The organism is Gluconobacter sp. Gdi (assembly GCF_014132155.1).
Classification (GTDB): Bacteria; Pseudomonadota; Alphaproteobacteria; order Acetobacterales; family Acetobacteraceae; genus Gluconobacter.
In genome coordinates, this window is record NZ_BLJQ01000004.1 from 60,922 (window position 1) to 80,254 (window position 19,333).

Consider the following 19,333-nt stretch of genomic DNA (forward strand, 5'->3'; position numbering starts at 1 on the left):
TCACATCGCCACTCCAGACGGGGCCAAAGCGAGAGACTTTAGCCCGGCGCTCAAACGCTCTGGAACCTCTCCCTGCAACACGCGATGCAGAACGGGCAGCAAAGAGACAGCCGGGTCTCGGGCATGGACAGACTCAATCTTCCCATTCTTCAGGCGGACCCAATACCAGACGTCACCTCTCGCCCCTTCAGCCGCGCCAATGCCTTCCTGCGTGGCTTCAGGTGCGGGCTCGTCATCATCCATGCCGATGCTCCCCAAAATCCGCTTAATTAAAGCCAGAGAGTCCCGGATTTCCGTCAAACGTAACGCATCTCGGGCCGCCGCATCGCCATCGCTTGAGCCTGTTGCCCGCAAAGCATCCAGCCGCATACCGACTTCCCTGCGACGTACATCCAGACTTCTACCTGATGCCCGACCGACCAGACCACCCACTGCAAATTCACGTGCCTGCGCGGGCGCCAAAACAGCCAGTCCCTTCAAACGGGGTGCAAATACGGATTGCAGTTCGCGCAGTTGCGCCATGCGAGAGTACATGACCTCCAGAACAGCTTGAGCCAGCGGAACGATTTCCAAACCAGACCGCACACCCTCGCACGTAATCACGTCCGTCAGTCGGCGCGGTACGCCCTGCTCTGCACAAGCAGCGGCAATAGCCTCCCGCGCATGCTCACAGTGTGTTGCCAGCAGCCCCGCATCCACGGCACGTGCTGTTCTCGCCATATCGAAGAGGTGGACGGAAATTCGCTCGATTTCCAGAAGGATCATCCAGGCATCCCGCGTCCCTGGACCCGGCTGCAACCCGCGCGCTTGGGCAACAGCCCGGGAAAACGCCATTGGATGAGCAACAAAACCTCCAGCCGTCATACGGGAAACCAGCGGGAGTGCCTCTTCAGGCGACAATCCAACCATGCGTTGCAACACACCGCGATGAGCCAGCCCGGCATCGACGGCCAGCCCTTGCACTGCGCCGCGCACAACATCAAAAGAGAGTTCGAGCGGACCACTCAATCCTGTTGTTTCCGCTCGCAGGCGGCTACGGCCCGCAGGCAAGGGCATAGCCTGCCCTCCAGGCCCCGGCCGTGAGGAAAGCGGCCATGTCGTTTCCCAGAAACCATCATCAAGGGCAGGACGACCATCTCCGCAGGCACTCATGGCCTCAACGCCCCAGAGATCATAGGCTACGCGTTCCCCCCACTCCGCCGCAGGGAAACGTGAAGATGGCGCCAGATAGCGACGATCTTCCACCGCCGTACTGGCCATCAAAGGGCAATCGCCGTCCAGCAACAGCACGTAAACACGCTGCTCATCCGCCCAGCAGGACAACAGTGACAAAGCTCTGCCGGGTGCAGTCAGCATCGCTTCCCATTGCTCGGGATCAAGATGGTAATGCGCCAGTGCAACCCGCTCACCACTCCGAATGATGCGTTCCATGCTCATCATGGCCGCCACCCAGGCGCTGGATGCCATGCCAGAAGCAGCGGCCCGCAAAGACCGACAAGCAGAAGAACAACCTCAACGGCTGGAACAATGCCACCCTTGAGACTAAGACCGGACGGCATCAGCCCGGCCAGACGAACCTGCCTCAACCCGGGAAGTAGACAAACGATCATCAGCACGAGGAGCAGTGGCTCGAGAGAGCGACCAATCGCCAACAACGCGCAAAAGACCGGCCAAGGCGCTACACCAGCAGCAACCATTTCGTATCGACGTCCGTCATTCTGACGTTCCAAAACAGCCAATCCGACAGACGCCACTAAAAGAAGGACAATTGCACTTCCTTCACCAACTGCCGCGGCAATCGCCCCCAGCGAGGACAGAATGGGCAAAAAGACACCGCGCCCTCGGGACTGGCCTGCCATCCGCATGATCAGAGTCCCCAATCCAGCCACCAGTACCAGAATATGAACGAGCGGGTGTCCGTCCAGTCGCAACATCAGCAGAATGGCCGCAAACCTCAAGCCCGTATCAAGCAACACGGCATCAGGTTCCGGGACGGGAGACGGCCCTAAACCAGCCATCATGCACAACCCGACTGTCAGCAGAACTGGCCCCAGAGGAGACTGGTCCATCGACAGCAGGGACGCCCCCAGCACTCCCAGAATAACGCCACCGAGACGTGACCTCGCCATATCCCAGACAATGGCAGCCTTCTGCGCCCCCCGGCCCTCGCGCCAAGCCCAGAGAACCGTTCCTGCGCCACACAGCACCGTAACGGCGAAAGCTGAATGAACATTCAGGGCCATCAAAGCGCATCCAGTCACCAGAAAGGGCAAAATACGTCCTACCCGGTCTCCCGCAGGCGGCAACAGAAGCGGGATGACTGCAACCACGCAGGAGCACGCGGCGGCGAGCGCATCCGCACCCGGCATCAGCCAAACTGCAACGGGGGTCATGAGAGCACCAGCAATCGCAAACGTGCGACTGCTGACAGCCTGTCGGCCTGGCGGGGTCATGAGCAGCAGAAAAGCGGCCAGAAGCGGCCAGACTGTCACGGCAAACAGCGTTCCAACGGGAGCAAGTGGATGCATCAGTTTTCCTCCACCCGCCGCCAGGCAAGGCGTGGCAACAGCGTCATCCCCAGTGCGCCCAGAACACCCCATAGCGCTACAGCCGCAGCAAAGAACGGCCACGACTGAAGAACACACGCCATGACAATCAGTCCGTCAGCAGCCATCAGCAGCCCTGTAAACTGCACAAGGGCTGGGCCGAAAGCAGCGCCACAAAGGCCCACCAGAACTGCTCCCGCTCCCAACACAGGCGCCAACCCAAGACTCGCACCTGAGAGACCTAGTGCCAGCAGCAGAAGCAACGCCCCGACCACAGGCAGCACGGCACCGCGATCTGGCACATGACCAGCGAACCGCCTGAGCCATATCCAGGCACCAATATTCAGACCGATTAATGCGATCGAGGTGAGCAGCGCCAGAAGCCCTCCACAGACTGTCGCCCCTGCAAAAGCACATACCAGACCGTAAAGCGGCAGGCCTCGTCCATCTCGCCCCAGCCCGGCAAGCGCCAGCAGCAGGAGCACGCCAAATCCGACAATCATGTCGCAAACCTCCCGGCGAGCGCGAGCAAAAGCGCCACTCCGGCAAATAGCGCCGTCAGTCGTTCACTGCGTTCCTGTGCGGTGAGCCTCAGCCCCATAAGCACGACCACCACAAGAGCAAGTCGACCCAACAGACCACCCAATCCTACAAACCAGCCCGTCACATCGCTTCCACCCAGACCAACCGTAATCGGCAGAGCGAGATCAGCCAGCAGCAGAAGCCAGGCCATATTCAGAACTTCCACAACATTCCGCGACATCTCACGAACCTGACGGCTTTTTTCGCCATCCAGACGCTGGATCATATCGTCTTCACGCAGAGGCGGGCAGGAAATCGCCAACGCCAATGCGCATGCGCCCAGCGCGCCTTCCAGCCCTGGTGCTGGCTCAATGTGCAACATGGCACATAAGCCCCCCAGACCATCCGCACCCGGTGCCGCAAGCGCAATCAAGGCTTCCGTCAGGCAGAGAACCAGAACGGCAGGAAGAACCCGCCGCCATTCTTCCCTTTGCTGTGGAACGCCTAACATGAGGCGACCGGCCAGCAGCAAAAGGCCGATCAGCAGAGGATTGGCGAGAGAAACAAATGCCCCCCCCGTCGTCACCGCAGGCAGAACAACAAAGATCAACAATGCAATGGCCAAGACAAGCGCCAGTCTCGGTGCAACAGGTTGCCTTAAGACAACGCCCCAAAAACGGATTGCCCTACGCATCCGACGCTGAGGCCCGCAAATGGCTTCGCCATTTATCCAGCGAGGCAACTCTGCCAGCGCCCACCCCATGACAGGCGCCAGAGCCAGAAGAATAAAAAGCTGAAACAACGTCTGGGCGACAGCCCATAAACCGGTCATCATCATGCCGTCAGACCCAGCACCACCAGAACAAGCGCAAGCAGCACAAGCCAGAGCCCCACCGCCATCTGCCGCATATCTGGCATTTGACCGCTCTTAAGCGCCGCCAGCGCCTGAAGACGGATCCGACCCCCGACAATCAAACGACGCATGATCCAGGGCAGAGCCGGAGGTTCTTCGAAGAGTCCTGTCTCTGATCGGCCTGTCTGCGTCCCCGGAAGCAGTAAGTTCGCGATCGCCTTTTCAAGACCGCGCTCCGTGCGCCACGATTTTACAAAGAACAGCCACAACACACTGAGAATTAACATCACAGCTGGCACCTTGAGGTGCGCGCCATCTCCGCCACCCAAAGACCAGAACGGCCAGACCCACTCTCCCTCGACGTGATGAAGCACGGGACTGAACACACCAAACACTGCCACCGGCAGCAGTAGCGCGCCCAAAATAACCCCGCAGGCAGCACCAGCGGGACCGATAGGCAAAACGCCCGTGTCGGGCCGACGCCCCACAGTCAAAACATCAAACAGTGAAATTAGGCCGATCAGAAGCGCCACAAGCACTCCAATCACGCTCCAGCCCTGCACACCGGCAGCCAGCCCCAGCGCAGCGTGAATTCCCAGCCACAACACGAGAAACCCTGGCAGGGGCGGAAACGGCAGACGCAACGTCACGAGGACCGGCATCAGTCTCAGCACCGGAACGGACAGCGTTATCAGGGTCAAATCCAGCAACAGGCTTTCAAGCGCAATCCGCGCGCCTGTTCCCATGCCCTCATCCTGCGCAGCAATCAGAAGCGTTGCCAGAATGGCAGGCCGGACCAGTCCCAGATCGCCCGGGGAAATTCCCCAGAACACGCTGCGCCCCAAAACGAGCAAAACAAGAGCCGCCAGTCCCGCTGTACAGCCGATAGGGACCACGGCCCCCGCATGCCAGACAAGCGCAACGGCAAGAACAGACGATAACGCCGGAAACAGCGCACCCTCACGGGTGAAGAGCGCAGGCCAGAACAGCACCGGAAAGAGAGAAAGAAGCGCCAACGTACTGTCTGGCATCAACGCCGAGCATACGAGAGCTGGCAGCGCCCACCATACCGGGCACGCTTTGCGCTCCTGCGTCATCAGCACGCCAATCGCTACAGCAACAGCCGGGGCAGACGTTAACAATACAGCCGCAAGAGCTGCCGGGAGTGCAAAGCGCCCCCCGCCAACACGGCTTTCCCGGTCTGTCTTAAGAGCAGCAGGGAACGTCAATGCCGCAAGGCAAAGAGAGACCGGATCAGTATGAAACAGGGCAGAAAAAGTGAGCAGGGTACGGTCCGGTCCAGAGTGGGAACGGGCCGTATCAGATTATGCCCGTCAGATCATGGCGAGAGATACCTTGCGTTGCGGCGGAGGGAAAGCATGATCCAGAACTTTCAGGTCCTCTTCAGTGAGGCTGATTTCCAAACTGGCAACATTGGAGAGGAGATGCTTTGGAGAGCCGGCCTTGGGAATAGCCATGACATTTTCCCGACGCATCACCCAGGCCAGTGCAATCTGAGCAGGATCAGCCGGTCCAGCAGACGTCTCATGTCTCCCTGCGATCTCGGCAAGAGCGGGGTGCTGGAGAAGTTCGCCGCCCTGCCCCAGCGGAGAATAAGCCATCGTCACAGTTCCGGTCGAAAGATCATGATCCAGCAGATCAAACTCCGTTCCGCGATGTTCCAGACTGTAAAGAACCTGATTGACCTGACAGGACCCTGAAAGCGCCTCGATTTCTTCCATGTCATCAACATCGAAGTTTGAAACACCCCATCCCCGGATCAGCCCGTCTGTCTGGAGGTCTTCAAACGCCCGAATGGTCTCTTCCAGCGGCGTACCACCACGCCAGTGCAGCAGATACATGTCCAGCCAGTCCGTATCCAGACGGTCCAGCGAGCGCCGGCAGGCCCGGCGCACGCCGTCATAAGACGCGTTGGACGGGAGAACCTTGCTGACGAGATAAACATCATCCCGTACATCCGCGATGGCTTCACCAACCAGCTTTTCAGACCGGCCGTTTCCATACATTTCTGCTGTGTCGATAACCCGCAGACCGGCTTCCAGACCCGTGCGCAAACTCTCGATTTCCAGAGCGCGGCGATCTGCACTGTCTCCGACATTCCATGTCCCCATTCCCAGTGCAGGAACGGTGGTGCCGTTGCGGAGGGTAACGGTTTTCATAAGGCGTCTCCCGGGAAGAACTCTGTCACACAACGACATACCCCCCGAAGATGTTCCGCCTGAACCTCAGCCGGACTTCTTCCAACCCCGCTCCTGCTGCTGCCAGTACACAAGAGTATGGCCAGCCGCTTTCAGGGCTACCCATCTTTGACGGGCCCTTTGGACGCTCGCGGGGTCGCGCCCATCGAACAGGTCAAAAATTCTTGTGAACGGAGAAAAATCGTCTTCTCCAGCGCCGTCAATCCGGAACAGGAACTTTGCGCCATTCGGCACATCAGTCCCTTCTGTCAGCCAGATCGGCTGCCAGGACGCATGACCCATCTTTGCTGTGCCATGCGGAAGCCACACAGGATCGCGGGACGCCCAGAGCGCCGCATCCAGAGCCGTGACTGACGCTGCATCATGGCAACGGACCAAGGCCCGCTCCCCGACATCCAGCGTCTTACCCAAAAGCGCAGGCAACGCCTCTTCCAGAGGCGTCCGCGTCAGATGATAAAATCCGACATCCACTCTCAGGCACGGGCCTCATGAGACAGTACGAACTGGTTCAGAAGACGAACCCCAAACCCAGTTGCACCCTTCGGAGCCGTCGGGGACGCCGTTGTCTTCCATGTCGTGCCGGCAATATCCAGATGCGCCCAGACAGTCTCACCAACGAAGCGCTTCAGGAACTCAGCCGCCAGAATGGCACTCCCCGGACGGCCGCCAATGTTCTTCATATCAGCAATGTCAGAGTCGATCTGGCGGTTGTAAGCCTCGCCCATCGGCATCCGCCACAGACCTTCGCCAACCTGCTTTCCAGCCTCGAAAAGACCGGAAGCCAGCGTGTCGTCATTGCTGAACAAACCTGCGTTTTCCGTTCCAAGGCTCACCACGATCGCACCGGTCAATGTGGCCAGATCGACCATCAGCTTCGGCTTGAAACGATCCTTTGTGTAGGCAAGCACATCCGCCAGAACCAGACGACCTTCGGCATCCGTGTTCAGCACTTCAATGGTCTGGCCGCTATAACTCGTCACAATATCGCCCGGACGCTGTGCCCGGTCAGACACCATGTTTTCCACCAGCCCGACAACACCAATCGCATTCACAGGAGCCTTGCGGCGCGCCAGTGCGCTCATGAGACCGATAACCGTGGCGGCCCCGCCCATGTCGGTCTTCATCTCGTCCATGCCGGCAGCAGGCTTGATCGAAATTCCGCCGCTATCAAACGTTACGCCTTTGCCGATGAAGGCCAGAGGCGCTTCATCACCACCGCCATTATGACGGACGATCACCGTGCGGGGCTTGTTCGCACTTCCCTGTGCCACCCCCAGAAGCGCACCAAAGCCCAATTCCTGCATGGCGGCTTCATCGAGAACTTCTACTTCAAGACCCGTCTCACGGAGCGCTTCGATCCGCGCTGTAAACGTCTCCGGAGAGAGAATGTTGGCGGGTTCGCTGATAAGGTCGCGGGTCAGGAAAACACCGCGAGATACGGCATCCAGAGCAGTCCAGCGTGCTTCAGCGGCGGCAACATCCGAAGCCACGACCGTCAAAGCTTTCAGAACCGGCCTCTCGGAAGACTTCTTTGTGCGATACAGAGCAAAGTCGTAACGAGCCAGACGCGCACCCAAAGCAGCTTCTGGTACAAATTCTGCAATATCTGCCGTCAGGGCGAGAACCGCATCAGCCACGCCATCGAGTGCTTTAGCCGCAGAACCACCGGCATTTTCAACGGCAACCGACCCGACAGCCGAGCCGTCCTTTGCTGCACATCCCACCAGAACAACCTGAGACAGACCAGCAGACGGCGCCGTCAGAACAACCGTCTGCCCAACTTCGCCCTTGAAACCCTTAAAAGACGCAGCACGGCTCAATGCACCAGCCGTGGCGTCATCGAGTGCCTTGAAGGTGCTGTCTTCAAAGGTCGCCTTCCCATACCCAATCAGGGCAACGGCCTGTGGCTGGGCGTTGTTCAGCGCTGGAAGCGAACCAAAAGAAATATCGAGCATATCGCACCTTTTGCATGGCAGAACCATTTCAGTGCTCCCGTTATCGGGAACAGCGTGCTTCCACACAAGAGGGGAGCAGTTCGATGAGCACAACAGAGACGTCACACGCCACTGCGTTCCGGCTTCATTTCCGCTGCAATCGTCGCCTCATTCGCGTGCTCTGGTCGGTATGCAACAACTCAAGTCACCTCCCTCGCATCAGCACATGACGAAACGCCTTTCATGAAGTAGCCTTGCAGGCATGACCTCAGCCCCCCTTCATACGGTCTCCCCAGACGATGACCGCGCCCTGCTGTCCCTCGCATTCCGTCTGGCTTCGGAAGCAGCGGACATCATCAACGAGATCCGTGCCCGAGGCTTCCTCACGGAAGTCAAGAAAGACGCCTCTCCGGTTACGGAGGCAGATCGCGCCTCTGAAGACCACATCCTGCGTGGCCTGCGCACGGCATGCCCGTCGCTTGCCGCAATCGGGGAAGAGGAAATGTCCGCCGGGATTGAGGTTACAGCCGGGGACGCCTACTGGCTTGTTGACCCTCTGGACGGAACGCGGGGGTTCTCTTCAGGCGGCAAGGACTTCACCGTCAATATCGGGCTAATCCGTGGAGACAGACCCGCTCTTGGCGTCGTGGCACTTCCCGGATACGGGCTAATCTACAGCGGAGGCGTGGGCCTCGGCGCGCATCGTTTCGATGGCACGACCAGTACCCCTATCCACACAGCGGCCCCTTCGACTGAGGGGCTGCGTGTTCTGGCGTCCAGCCATCATGGTAACACCGAGCTTCTTGAGCGGTGGCTCGCCGGACGCAAGGTCGCGTCCATCGACAAGCTGGCCTCTTCTGTGAAGTTCATGCGCGTCGCAGAAGGCGCTGCCGATTTTTATCCCCGTTTTGGCCCCACCATGGAGTGGGACACCGCCGCCCCACAGGCCATTCTCGAAGCCGCAGGTGGCAGCCTGCTGGATGAAAACGGCCAGCCCTTGCGTTACGGCAAGCCTGGCCGCCTGAACTCTTCATTTTACTGCACGGGAGGCGCTTCGTGAGCGAGTCTCTGAACACGGAACGCCTGACTGCTGATACCAACGGAATCCGCCGCGCTGCAGAGCTTCTGAAGGCTGGTAAGCTTGTCGCCTTCGGAACTGAAACCGTCTATGGCCTCGGCGCCCTTGCTTCGTCCGACACGGCTGTCGCGCGTATTTTCGCCGCCAAGGGCCGTCCACGCTTCAATCCGCTTATCAGCCATCTTGCAGATGCAGAAAGTGCGTTCGCCCAGGCGGACCTGCATGGTCGTACCAAAGACATCGCCTATGAGCTTGCGGAAAAGTTCTGGCCTGGCCCCCTGACGATGGTGCTGCCCCGCGCGCCGAACTCCACCGTTTCGGACCTTGCAGCGGCTGGTTTGAATACACTTGCCCTTCGCGTCCCCAGAGGCAAAACAGCCCTTGCCTTGCTCCGCGAGGTCGGGGCTCCTATTGCAGCGCCCTCCGCAAACATTTCCGGAACTGTCAGCCCGTCGGATGCCTCGCACGTGCTGCGCTCGCTGGATGGACGTATCGACGCCATTCTGGATTCCGGCCCCTGTTCTGTCGGCGTAGAAAGCACCGTTCTGGATCTCACACGAGACACACCCGTTCTGCTCCGGCCGGGCGGCGTAACGCTGGAAGAACTGACGGCACTCTGTGGCCCAATCCATCATCCGGATGATTTTGCAGAAGCGCTCCCGTCGTCCCCGGGCAGACTGGCATCTCATTATGCCCCTTCGCTCCCTGTCCGGCTGGACGCCTATGACGTTCGCCCCAACGAGGCACTGCTCGCGTTCGGCCCGCCGCTCCCCAGCGCCGGCCTGACCTGGAACCTGAGTGAAACCGGAAATCTGGAAGAAGCCGCGGCCCGCCTGTTTTCAGGGCTGCGCTTCCTGGATGCAGAAGGAACCAAACGCGGACTGACATGCATTGCTGCCCAGCCCATCCCCCGCCAGGGATTGGGGCTGGCAATCCGGGACCGCCTAAAGCGTGCGGCTGAACCACGCCCACTTTCCCAGAATCCCGGCTGATCATATGGCCGAAAACCGCTTCGCCCCGAAAGATATCAAGATTCTCTCCGATATTCTTGCACTGGTTCTGGCGGAGCCTTCAGGCTCTGCCCAGAATGCGCTCGAAGCCCTTCGTATACGTGCCAAACGCAACAACCTGACAGGCGGCGCGCTCAAAAATCTTTTCACGAGCCTGGCCACTGACACTTCACGCCAGGGCGCGGCAGACCGTGAAGAGCAACTTCGGAACAGGATCTTCCAGCTTGAACGTGAGCTTCGCCAAGCACAGGGCCATATCAGGTCCGCCCAAGGCGCCCTGAGCCATATGCAAATGGAAAGCCGGGCTCTCATGACGGAAATCGCGACACAACGCGCCCAACGTCCATGGCGTTACATTACAATTGCCTTTGGGATCAGCGCGGGGCTATTGCTTGGGATCGCGACAAGCCAGTTCTACCATAGCCTGACAGACCGGCCTCCGATTGACCGATCAGTCTACTTTCGCTGATACCGTATTGTTTTTTTGCCTTTCTCCCGTCACAGGCTAAGGATAGATGAAGGGCCATGGCCTCTTCCCCCGGCGCTGCAAAGCGACATCTGCTGCCCCTTCTTGACCGGTACGTCCTCCGTCAGCTTGTCATTGCCCTTCTGGCACTGACGGGGGGAGCAGTCGCGCTTATCTGGCTGACGCAATCGCTGCATTTCGTCTCGATGATTGTTCAGCACGGACTGTCTCTGCGCGTCTTTTTGCAGCTTACTTCCCTGATGTTGCCGTCCTTTGTGGCAGTCATCTTGCCGATCACGACCTTCCTCGTGATTCTCTTCACCTATCAGCGGATGTCCGGCGACCGGGAAATGACCGTCATGCGGGCCGCTGGACGCTCCCCGTTAGAGCTGGCACGCCCTGGCCTGATCTGCGCAGGAGCCTGCGTGGGCCTGTGTTACGTTTTGACGCTTTGGCTGGCTCCGGTGTCCTATCACGCCTTCCATCGATACGAATTCCAGATCCGCAATCAGATGGCTGCTTTCCTGCTACAGGATGGAGTCTTCACCAAAGTCTCCGGCGACATGACCGTGTATGTCCGATCCCGGGATTCCAACGGGCTGCTACACGGCGTTCTGGTGGAAGATGATCGTGACCCGGATGCTCATACGACCGTTCTGGCCGAACGGGGCACCATCGTCACCGTCAACGACAAGCCTCGCGTCGTCCTCTATAATGGCTCTCGTGAAGAAATCGACCGGCATACAGGGCGCCTGAACGTCCTGACGTTTGGCCGCAACACGATTGATCTGACATCCTCCCGCCAGAACAACCACGAGGAGCGGGATGCGTCGGAAATGCCCTTACATGACCTCTTCCATCCAGACCCCAATGAGGTTTCCGAGCGTGACAGAGGCAAATTTGCGGTCGAAGGGTGGCATCGCCTGACCTCTCCGCTGACGGTGCTGTCCTTCGCCATGATCGGGCTGGTCGCTGTTCTCCGGGGGACGTTCTCCCGGCATGGCAACATTACCCGCCCTCTGATCGCCATTCTGACAGTTGTCGGGCTTCTTGCGCTCTCGCTCATGCTCCAGAATTTTGCTGGCCGGAACCTTGCGCTCGTTCCCCTGCTCTGGGTTGCAGCCCTTCTTCCCAGCATCATCTGTGCAGCTCTTCTGTTCGCGGAACAGTGGACCGGAACTTCGCGCCAGACTGGACGCCCTTCATGAAATCAACGACTGACGGGTATCGCAGCTGGTTTTCCACGCTCCTGCACACCCTGAGACCGCAGGAAACCGAAGTCGGGTTTTCCACGACATTAGCGATCTACATCGCACGCCATTTCACCCTGAACACGCTTTCGATGGTTCTGGCGCTGACAGGGCTTGTGTCCCTGTTCGACTTCATTGATCTGCTCAGACGCGCCGCCACCCGTCCCAATGTGCCAACGAGCCTTATTCTTGAAATCGCAGGCCTGCACATTCCGTATTACGTCATTTATGTGCTGCCTTTCGGTATTCTGCTCGGCGGGATTGTCTGTTTTTCGCGTCTGACACGCTCGTCCGAACTTATCGTCGCCAGAGCTGCGGGCATCTCTGCCTGGCAGTTTCTTGCCAGCCCCTTGGCTTGCGCGCTCCTGATCGGTCTGTTCACAACCACCGGCATCTCGGCCCTCTCCTCCTCAATGTATCGGCAGGCAGAACTTCTGGATCAGTCTTACCTACGGACAGGCGGTGGAGTTCTGACGCTAAAGGGGGGCGAGCTCTGGCTCAGACAGGCCGATGAAGGGCTGACACCGCATGGCGTTGCCATTCTACACGCCCAGAACGTCAAGCTTGCGCAAGACACGCTCGATGTTTCAGGCGTGACCATTTTCCGTCTGGATGACCGTGATCGGCTGATCGTACGCGTCGAAGCACCGACTGGAACGCTCGCCCACCAGCAGTGGAACCTGAATGATTCGTCCTTGCTTCATCCAGACCATCTGCCCGAGAAAGTCGGAACCCTGACCCTTCCTTCCGACCTTACGGTTGACCGCATTCAGGAAAGTTTCGCGTCCCCCGATACGCTCTCGGTCTTTGCTCTACCCGGCTTTATCTCCCTTCTGGAGCGTTCCGGTTTCCCTTCAATTCGGCACAGGTTACATTTCCAATCGCTTCTGGCTCTTCCCATCCTTGCTGGTACAATGGCATTGGTGTCCGCAGGGTTTTCGATGCGTCCCGCACGACGCGGCGGAGTGGCCCGGATGCTGGGATCGGGAATTGCTGCAGGCTTTGCGCTCTTCACGATCTCGAAAGTGGCTGAACAGTTTGGTGAATCTGGCGCTTTGCCGCCGGTTCTTGCCGCATGGGCGCCCACGGGCGCAGGGCTTTGCCTTGCGGTCGCGCTTTTGCTGCACATGGAGGATGGTTGATGTCGGTGCCCCGGTGGCTCCCAAAACGCGCCCGCAGATGCGTCTCTCTTGCAGGCGTCGCCCTGACGGGAACTGCGCTCGTGGCGCCGCAGGACATGTTTGCCAATACGATGCAGCGGGACAATTCGCATATCATCGTCATCGGTAAGCCGACGTCCGAGCATGACCCCCTCACCTATCTGGCTGACAGCGAAAGCTACGCAAAGAACGGTCTGGTCACATGGGAAGGCAATGTCCGCATCTGGCAGGGCGATCACGCCCTCCGTGCGGACAAGATCACCTATGACCGGAATACGGGCGTTCTGGCAGCGCGCGGCCATGTCGCCATCATGGAGCCGGATGGCAGCACAACCTATGCCGCCTATATGGAATTCAGCCATGGCATGCATGACGGCATCGGCACGTCCATCTACATGCAGATGCAGGACAATGCGAAGCTGGCTGGCAACGGCATGCGTCGAACCAATGGTCTGATCAATGATCTGTCACATGCCGTCTATACGGCCTGCAAGATCTGCGAAACGAACCCTGACGCTCCCCCGTTCTGGCAGTTTCAGGCATACGGTGCGACGCAGGATGCCCAGCACAAGCGCATCGAGTTCAACCATGCCTGGTTGAAAATGCTCGGCCTTCCAGTGTTCTATTTCCCGTTTTTCTCGATGTCTGATCCTTCGGTCAAACGGCAGAGCGGCTTCCTGATGGCCGGCATCAGCCCGCATGACCGCTATCTTGGAACGTATTTCACACTTCCATATTTCTGGGCCATTGACGACAGTCAGGACCTCACCGTTCGTGGGCTGGTCTCCACAAAGACAGGCCCGGAAATCACCAGCGAATATCGTCGCCGTTTCAACTTTGGTACGCTGGATATTACTGCCGGTGGCGCATACGACACCAACCGAGAGAGCCGTTACGTCAACACGTTCGGCAACAACGTTAATTCCTCAGGCGAATACGGCCTGCAGGGCTACGTGTTCGGTCAGGGCAATTTCGCGATCAACAAGCATTGGCAGGCAGGCATCAACGTCAATCTGGCGACGTCTGCCAACTACATGCGAGATTACCGCGTTCCTGGTTATGGTCAGGAATCGCTCAACTCGAACGTCTATCTTGAAGGCTACGGCGTAGGCGCCTACGCCCGCCTCGACGCGCAGGCCTATCAGGGTCTGAACCAGGGCGTCATTCAGAACTCTGAACTGCCATGGGCGCTCCCGCGCTTCACCTATGCCTATCAGGGCCAGCCTGATGCGCTCGGCGGCCGTTTCAGTATGAACACCACCGACTTTGACGTCTTCCGTTCCAAGGGTGTGTCTGATCAGCGTGGTCAGCTCCAGATGCAGTGGGACCGTCCATTCCACAACAGTCTTGGCCAGCAGTGGCTTGTAACAGCCCGACTGGACTCAAACGTCTATCGCGCCACCAGTCTGGCACAGCAGCCAACCTATTACGCTGTTGGCGGTACAAAAGTCACCGGGCAGGTTCTGCCGACAATTGCCGTCAAGATGAACTGGCCGTTTCTCAGGTCTTTTGCCCGCGGACGGGGCACGCAGATCCTTGAGCCGATTGTCCAGCTGATTGCCGCCCCTAATACCGGCAACTCTTCCAACAGCAATATGCCGAATGAAGACAGCCTGACGTACGAGTTCACCGATACAACCATGTTCTCCCTAAACCGCTATTCCGGAACAGATCGCCTTGACGGTGGTCTGCGCGGCAATATTGGCGTTCATCAGAGCTGGACGTGGAACGGCCATTCCATTGACATGCTGGTGGGTGAAAGCATCCAGGAGCACATCACGAAGAACCGTATTCCGTATTCCGGGCTGGATCATCATCTTTCGGACCCGGTTGGCCGTGTGCGTTTCACACCCAATAAATACCTCGATGTGACGGCTCGCGGCCGTTACAATCCATGGACACACCAGCTGGACTACGGCGAAGGCCTGTTCAGCGCCGGCATTCCAGCTTTGCGCTTCAGTGCAGGCTATCTCTATGCCCCAGTAACACCGTATTATTACTACGCTACCAATTATCGTGAGAGCGGCGTAAATTCGCCTTATCTGGTCAAAACGAACGAAATCACAGGAAGCGTGGCCACTCACTGGCGTAATTATCATGCCTCCGGCTTCTTCCGGCGCAGCCTGTCCCGGAAACAGTTCGTCGCAAACGGGGGAGACATTGGGTATTCCAACGACTGCTTCGGGCTGGATATCATGTATATCAAACAGTACACACGGATCGGCGGCGAGCAGCGGAACACCACTGTGATGTTCAACTTCACGTTCAAAACGATCGGCACTTTCGGAATTAACGGCTGAGCATGTTCAAGACCCATCGCATCGCATCTACTGCCCTGGTTGCCCTGCTGGCCTTCTCTGCGGCGGTTCCAACCGCTGTGGCGCATGCTGCACCCGCCCACAAGACTGTTCCCAAAAAAGAGCAGGCACCTGTGGCCAAACCACCCGAAGACCAGATCCTGGCTGTTATCAACGGCCAGGTCCTGACCCAGCGTGATGTGGATAACCGCGCCAAGCTGTTCGTACTTTCCACAGGCCTGCCCGTCAGCCCGGATGTTATGAACCGCATGCGCGGCCAGATCATTCACCAGCTGATCGAAGAGCGCCTGAAGACCCAGGAGATGCTCAAGCGACACATCAATGTCGAGCCTGAGCAGATTGCTGGCGCCATCAGCAACATCGAACAGCGCAACGGCATGCCCAAAAATGCCCTGCGTGACCGCCTCGCGTCTGACGGCGTTTCCCTGACGACGCTGATCGATCAGATTCGTGTGCAGATTGGCTGGATGCAGGTCCTGCGTGAACAGTTGGGCGAAGGGGGGCGCATTACAGCCACCCAGATCGCGCAGCGTGAGCAGGCCCTTCAGGCTGAGCAGGGTCGCGCGCAGTACATGATGAGCGAAATTTTCGTTCCTGTTGCTGACCCTCGCCACGATGAAAACGAACTCACGTTCACACGCACCATCATCTCCCAGCTTCGCGAAGGGGCTCCCTTCCCGATTGTTGCCGCCCAGTTCTCGCAGGCACAGTCTGCTCTGGATGGTGGTTCCATGGGGTGGGTACAGGAAGACAGCCTCGATCCACAGGTCGTGAATGTCGTTCGGCAGATGCCGATTGGCGCTATTTCCAATCCGATCCAGGTTGCAGGCGGCTTTGTCATTGCAACGGTGCAGGCCAAGCGCGTCGTCGGCAAGCAGATGGGCACGCTCGTTGCCCTGCGTCAGGCATTCTTCCCGTTCGATGCACCACTGAACCCGCAAAATCCGACCCCTCAGCAGCAGGCAGCTCTTCAGAAGGCGACACATGCTGTGGAAACGATCCATAGCTGCGACGCAATAGAGGCTCTCAACAAGTCTCTTGGGGAGAAGCGTCCCAGCAACCCCGGCACGCAGATCCTGGAACGCCTCGCCCCTCAGATGCGCTCCATCATCGAGCCTCTACCAGTCAACAAAGTCAGTCGCCCTCTGGTCTCCATGGATGGCATAGCCCTGTTAATGGTCTGTGATCGCCAGCAGAAAAATCTGGCACAGCAGACACCGGGTGAAATTGCCGATCAGCTCATGAACGAGCGCGTTGAACAGGCTTCCCGTCAGCTCCAGCGGGATCTGCAGCGTCGGTCCATCATCGATATACGCCCTGCCGCAAAACCGGCTCTTAACTGACGTGAGCCTTCCTTCTCTGAAAGAGTCCATTCAGGCTTATGGCCTGGATGCAAAGAAGTCTCTTGGTCAGCACTTTCTTCTGGATCCCGGAATTTGTGCTCGGATCGTCGCCTTGGGCGGCGATCTGACAGGGCGAAGCGTTGTTGAAATCGGACCCGGCCCTGGTGGTCTGACACGAGCTTTGCTCGATAGTCCTGCAAGCCGCGTCGATGCTGTGGAAATTGACGAACGTGCCTGGCCACTGCTCGAAGAGCTCGCCGGGCACTATCCGGATCGTCTTCATATTATCCGGCAGGATGCCCTGAAACTGGATGCCGCAAGCCTTGCGCCTGCTCCCAGACAGATCATTGCGAACCTGCCTTACAATGTCGCCACTCCCCTTCTTGTGGGCTGGTTGAGGCAGGCCCATGCGTGGGAACGCCTGTCCCTGATGTTCCAGCTTGAAGTTGCTGAACGCATCTGTGCTGAACCAGATACCTCCGCTTACGGGCGGCTGGCTGTGCTGGCCCAATGGTGCGCGTCCTGCTCCGTGGCTCTGCGCATTCCACCGGGGGCATTTTCCCCGCCACCAAAGGTTCATTCTGCCGTTGCAGTCCTGATCCCGCACGCAGAGCAGCCTGCACCAGAGCTTTTCCGAGCGATGGAGCGCGTCACAGCCGCCGCGTTCGGACAGCGCCGCAAGATGCTACGTTCATCTCTCAAATCGATTGGCGGGGAAGCACTTCTGGACGCTGCGGGCATTGAGCCGACACGCCGGGCTGAAACCCTGAGCGTTGCAGAATTTGGCCGCCTTGCAGAGCTGCATCTTGCCCGCTCCTAAGAACCTTCCCCGCTGTCGCTGGGCCGTAACAGACCCTCTTCTTCGCCAGTATCATGACGAAGAATGGGGCGTTCCGATCCGTGATAGCCGAGAGCTGTGGGAGACTCTCGTTCTGGAAAGCTTTCAAGCTGGCTTGTCCTGGGCGATTGTTTTGAAAAGACGAGAAGGTTTTCGAAAGGCCTTCGCCAACTTCGATCCTGAAAAAGTAGCGCTCTTTACGGAACAGGATATCGACCGCCTCATGCAGGATCCCGGCATCATCCGGGCCCGTGCCAAGATCAAAGCCACCATAGGCAATGCACAGGCCTATCTGGCCATGCAGGCACGAGGCGAAGACCTTGCAGGTTTCATTGCATCATTGGTTCCTGATGCTCCGGTTTACAATTCAACCGGAGCAGTATTGGCGCAGTCACCTCTTTCAGTAACTGTGTCCAAGGCTTTGAAAGCCCGGGGCTTTCGCTTCGTTGGCCCTGTCATCGTGTATGCCTGGATGCAGGCCGTGGGTCTGATCCACGATCATGACCCATCCTGCTTTCGCTACACACCCCAAGTATAAAAACTCAGACTGCGCTTTTTGCGCGCTCATTCTCAAACATGTAATCACGCGTCAAAGGCACGGCATCCACAGATCGTGTTAACTGAAGCTGAAAATTCATGTGCCCCTGCACACGGAACGCCAGTTCGCTCCCAACAAGATACAATTCAAACATCCGCACAAAGCGCTCGTCATACAGATCTATGATTTTCTGTCGGTTCGCATCAAAGCGCTTACGCCATTCTGCAATTGTCTTGGCATAGTGCAGACGCAGAACTTCGCAGTCTGTCATCCAGAGACCGGTGCGCTCAATAGCAGCTAGCGTCTCGCTTAAAGACGGAGAATATCCTCCGGGGAAGATGTATTTCTGAAGCCACGCATTGGTGGTTCCCGGCCCATCCGTCCGACCGATCGAGTGGATTAAAGCCACCCCATCCGGCTTCAAACATTCCTTAATTCCGCGAAAATAGCGCTCAAATTGCGGTTGCCCAACGTGCTCGAACATTCCGACTGACACGACACGATCGAACTCGTGATGAACATTCCGATAGTCCATGAGCTCGAAACGGACCTGCCTTTCAAGTCCCTCTGCCCGCACTCGAGCCCGCGCTTCCTCCAGTTGCTCTTTTGAAAGCGTAATACCGACAACCGTCGCGCCATAGTCTTTTGCCAGTGTCAGTGCCAGACCGCCCCAGCCGCACCCAATATCCAGAACTTCCAGTCCGGGACGGTTTAGATTGAGCTTAGCTGCAATATGTCGCTTCTTTGCGATCTGGGCTTCCTCTAGGGTCATATCCTCACGCTGGAAATACGCGCACGAATATTGGCGGTCCTTGTCGAGGAACAAGTCGTAAAGTCGACCATTCAGATCATAGTGATGCGCAACATTCCGGCAGGACCGCTTCAGGGAATTAAGTCCCTTCAAAGGTCGCAGAAGATAACGGAGTCGGTCCTCGATCTCCTCAAAAACATGGCCACCCTGCGTGATGTTCGCCATCAGAACGATCATCAGCGTCTCAAGAGTGCATCCTTCCGGCGCAAGTTCGCCAGCCATATATTCTTCGCCAAACGCCAGCCCGGAATTAATAACCAGAGAACGCTCAGCCTGTTTTGTTTTGAGATGTAAGCCTGCTTCAACGCCGGGCGTTGCCCCACGATAAGTATGTATCGTGCCGTCACTGAACGTGACTCGCAGCGTTCCAACCTGAATAAATTTCTTCAGAACGAAATCGAGAATGGGTTTCACGCCTGTCTCCCTCCTGTTCACGCGTCATGACAA

General features: G+C 58.1%; 18 protein-coding genes. 9 read left to right on the top strand and 9 right to left on the bottom strand.

Translation table 11 applies throughout. The features are described from left to right. The 8 genes from JN414_RS09385 to JN414_RS09420 all read right to left on the bottom strand — a co-directional run bounded on the left by JN414_RS09385 (window position 1) and on the right by JN414_RS09420 (window position 8,095). Window positions 1-1,467: a hypothetical protein gene (locus tag JN414_RS09385; protein WP_237389966.1), complete on the bottom strand. Its 1,467-nt coding sequence runs from the start codon at window positions 1,465-1,467 to the stop codon at window positions 1-3. Beyond that, on the bottom strand, window positions 1,437-2,528 hold the full coding sequence (locus tag JN414_RS09390; RefSeq protein WP_202207663.1) for a hypothetical protein: 1,092 nt from the start codon (window positions 2,526-2,528) through the stop codon (window positions 1,437-1,439). The genes JN414_RS09385 and JN414_RS09390 overlap by 31 nt, the downstream gene beginning before the upstream one ends. Further along, a complete protein-coding gene (locus JN414_RS09395) occupies window positions 2,528-3,049 on the bottom strand; it encodes a hypothetical protein (RefSeq protein ID WP_046901257.1) in 522 nt (173 codons plus the stop codon). Before JN414_RS09395 ends, JN414_RS09390 begins: the two co-directional genes overlap by 1 nt. Continuing rightward, window positions 3,046-3,906 (bottom strand): hypothetical protein, encoded by an 861-nt coding sequence (locus tag JN414_RS09400; protein ID WP_202207664.1) that lies wholly within the window; start codon window positions 3,904-3,906, stop codon window positions 3,046-3,048. Before JN414_RS09400 ends, JN414_RS09395 begins: the two co-directional genes overlap by 4 nt. Further along, window positions 3,903-5,150 (bottom strand): hypothetical protein, encoded by a 1,248-nt coding sequence (locus JN414_RS09405; RefSeq protein ID WP_202207665.1) that lies wholly within the window; start codon window positions 5,148-5,150, stop codon window positions 3,903-3,905. The genes JN414_RS09400 and JN414_RS09405 overlap by 4 nt, the downstream gene beginning before the upstream one ends. A 105-nt stretch (window positions 5,151-5,255) precedes the next feature. Continuing rightward, entirely contained in the window at window positions 5,256-6,101 is an 846-nt protein-coding gene (locus tag JN414_RS09410) for an aldo/keto reductase (protein ID WP_086632998.1), read from the bottom strand. 66 nt (window positions 6,102-6,167) lie between these two features. Then, window positions 6,168-6,611 carry a DNA polymerase III subunit chi gene (locus JN414_RS09415; RefSeq protein ID WP_202207666.1) on the bottom strand — a complete coding sequence of 148 codons (444 nt, stop codon included), beginning with the start codon at window positions 6,609-6,611 and terminating at the stop codon, window positions 6,168-6,170. 2 nt (window positions 6,612-6,613) lie between these two features. Next, complete coding sequence (locus tag JN414_RS09420; RefSeq protein WP_202207667.1) at window positions 6,614-8,095, bottom strand: leucyl aminopeptidase; 1,482 nt, start codon at window positions 8,093-8,095, stop codon at window positions 6,614-6,616. Between the two features lie 241 nt (window positions 8,096-8,336). On the opposite strand from JN414_RS09420, the gene JN414_RS09425 reads away from it, so the two are divergent. From JN414_RS09425 to JN414_RS09465, 9 genes are read left to right on the top strand one after another with little or no spacing between them, the layout of a single operon-like run. Beyond that, window positions 8,337-9,134, top strand: a complete 798-nt coding sequence (locus tag JN414_RS09425; protein WP_202207668.1) for a 3'(2'),5'-bisphosphate nucleotidase CysQ — start codon at window positions 8,337-8,339, stop codon at window positions 9,132-9,134. After that, complete coding sequence (locus JN414_RS09430) at window positions 9,131-10,144, top strand: L-threonylcarbamoyladenylate synthase (protein WP_202207669.1); 1,014 nt, start codon at window positions 9,131-9,133, stop codon at window positions 10,142-10,144. The genes JN414_RS09425 and JN414_RS09430 overlap by 4 nt, the downstream gene beginning before the upstream one ends. A 4-nt stretch (window positions 10,145-10,148) precedes the next feature. Continuing rightward, entirely contained in the window at window positions 10,149-10,631 is a 483-nt protein-coding gene (locus tag JN414_RS09435) for a hypothetical protein (protein ID WP_202207670.1), read from the top strand. A 56-nt stretch (window positions 10,632-10,687) separates the two neighbouring features. Beyond that, a complete protein-coding gene (gene lptF, locus JN414_RS09440) occupies window positions 10,688-11,836 on the top strand; it encodes an LPS export ABC transporter permease LptF (RefSeq protein ID WP_202207671.1) in 1,149 nt (382 codons plus the stop codon). Next, the gene (gene lptG / locus JN414_RS09445; RefSeq protein WP_237389967.1) at window positions 11,833-13,020 is read left to right on the top strand and encodes an LPS export ABC transporter permease LptG; all 1,188 of its coding nucleotides are present in this window, start codon (window positions 11,833-11,835) and stop codon (window positions 13,018-13,020) included. The genes lptF and lptG overlap by 4 nt, the downstream gene beginning before the upstream one ends. After that, on the top strand, window positions 13,020-15,338 hold the full coding sequence (locus JN414_RS09450) for an LPS-assembly protein LptD (protein ID WP_202207672.1): 2,319 nt from the start codon (window positions 13,020-13,022) through the stop codon (window positions 15,336-15,338). The genes lptG and JN414_RS09450 overlap by 1 nt, the downstream gene beginning before the upstream one ends. A 2-nt stretch (window positions 15,339-15,340) precedes the next feature. Next, the gene (locus JN414_RS09455) at window positions 15,341-16,699 is read left to right on the top strand and encodes a peptidylprolyl isomerase (RefSeq protein ID WP_202207673.1); all 1,359 of its coding nucleotides are present in this window, start codon (window positions 15,341-15,343) and stop codon (window positions 16,697-16,699) included. 1 nt (window position 16,700) lies between these two features. Then, window positions 16,701-17,519, top strand: coding sequence for a 16S rRNA (adenine(1518)-N(6)/adenine(1519)-N(6))-dimethyltransferase RsmA (gene rsmA, locus JN414_RS09460; RefSeq protein WP_202207674.1), 819 nt, complete (start codon window positions 16,701-16,703; stop codon window positions 17,517-17,519). Further along, complete coding sequence (locus JN414_RS09465) at window positions 17,506-18,075, top strand: DNA-3-methyladenine glycosylase I (protein ID WP_202207675.1); 570 nt, start codon at window positions 17,506-17,508, stop codon at window positions 18,073-18,075. Before rsmA ends, JN414_RS09465 begins: the two co-directional genes overlap by 14 nt. A gap of 4 nt (window positions 18,076-18,079) precedes the next feature. Here the strand turns inward: JN414_RS09465 and JN414_RS09470 are convergent, their stop codons facing one another. Continuing rightward, the gene (locus JN414_RS09470; protein ID WP_202207676.1) at window positions 18,080-19,300 is read right to left on the bottom strand and encodes a cyclopropane-fatty-acyl-phospholipid synthase family protein; all 1,221 of its coding nucleotides are present in this window, start codon (window positions 19,298-19,300) and stop codon (window positions 18,080-18,082) included. Window positions 19,301-19,333 lie beyond the last annotated feature (33 nt).

Excerpts from the sequence above, each read along its gene's own strand:
- JN414_RS09400 (WP_202207664.1), bottom strand. The coding sequence starts at position 3,906 with ATGATGATGACCGGTTTATGGGCTGTCGCCCAGACGTTGTTTCAGCTT.
- JN414_RS09450 (WP_202207672.1), top strand. The coding sequence starts at position 13,020 with ATGTCGGTGCCCCGGTGGCTCCCAAAACGCGCCCGCAGATGCGTCTCT.
- JN414_RS09410 (WP_086632998.1), bottom strand. The coding sequence starts at position 6,101 with ATGAAAACCGTTACCCTCCGCAACGGCACCACCGTTCCTGCACTGGGA.
- JN414_RS09435 (WP_202207670.1), top strand. The coding sequence starts at position 10,149 with ATGGCCGAAAACCGCTTCGCCCCGAAAGATATCAAGATTCTCTCCGAT.
- lptG (WP_237389967.1), top strand. The coding sequence starts at position 11,833 with ATGAAATCAACGACTGACGGGTATCGCAGCTGGTTTTCCACGCTCCTG.
- JN414_RS09425 (WP_202207668.1), top strand. The coding sequence starts at position 8,337 with ATGACCTCAGCCCCCCTTCATACGGTCTCCCCAGACGATGACCGCGCC.
- lptF (WP_202207671.1), top strand. The coding sequence starts at position 10,688 with ATGGCCTCTTCCCCCGGCGCTGCAAAGCGACATCTGCTGCCCCTTCTT.
- JN414_RS09385 (WP_237389966.1), bottom strand. The coding sequence starts at position 1,467 with ATGGCATCCAGCGCCTGGGTGGCGGCCATGATGAGCATGGAACGCATC.
- JN414_RS09420 (WP_202207667.1), bottom strand. The coding sequence starts at position 8,095 with ATGCTCGATATTTCTTTTGGTTCGCTTCCAGCGCTGAACAACGCCCAG.
- JN414_RS09395 (WP_046901257.1), bottom strand. The coding sequence starts at position 3,049 with ATGATTGTCGGATTTGGCGTGCTCCTGCTGCTGGCGCTTGCCGGGCTG.
- JN414_RS09390 (WP_202207663.1), bottom strand. The coding sequence starts at position 2,528 with ATGCATCCACTTGCTCCCGTTGGAACGCTGTTTGCCGTGACAGTCTGG.
- JN414_RS09455 (WP_202207673.1), top strand. The coding sequence starts at position 15,341 with ATGTTCAAGACCCATCGCATCGCATCTACTGCCCTGGTTGCCCTGCTG.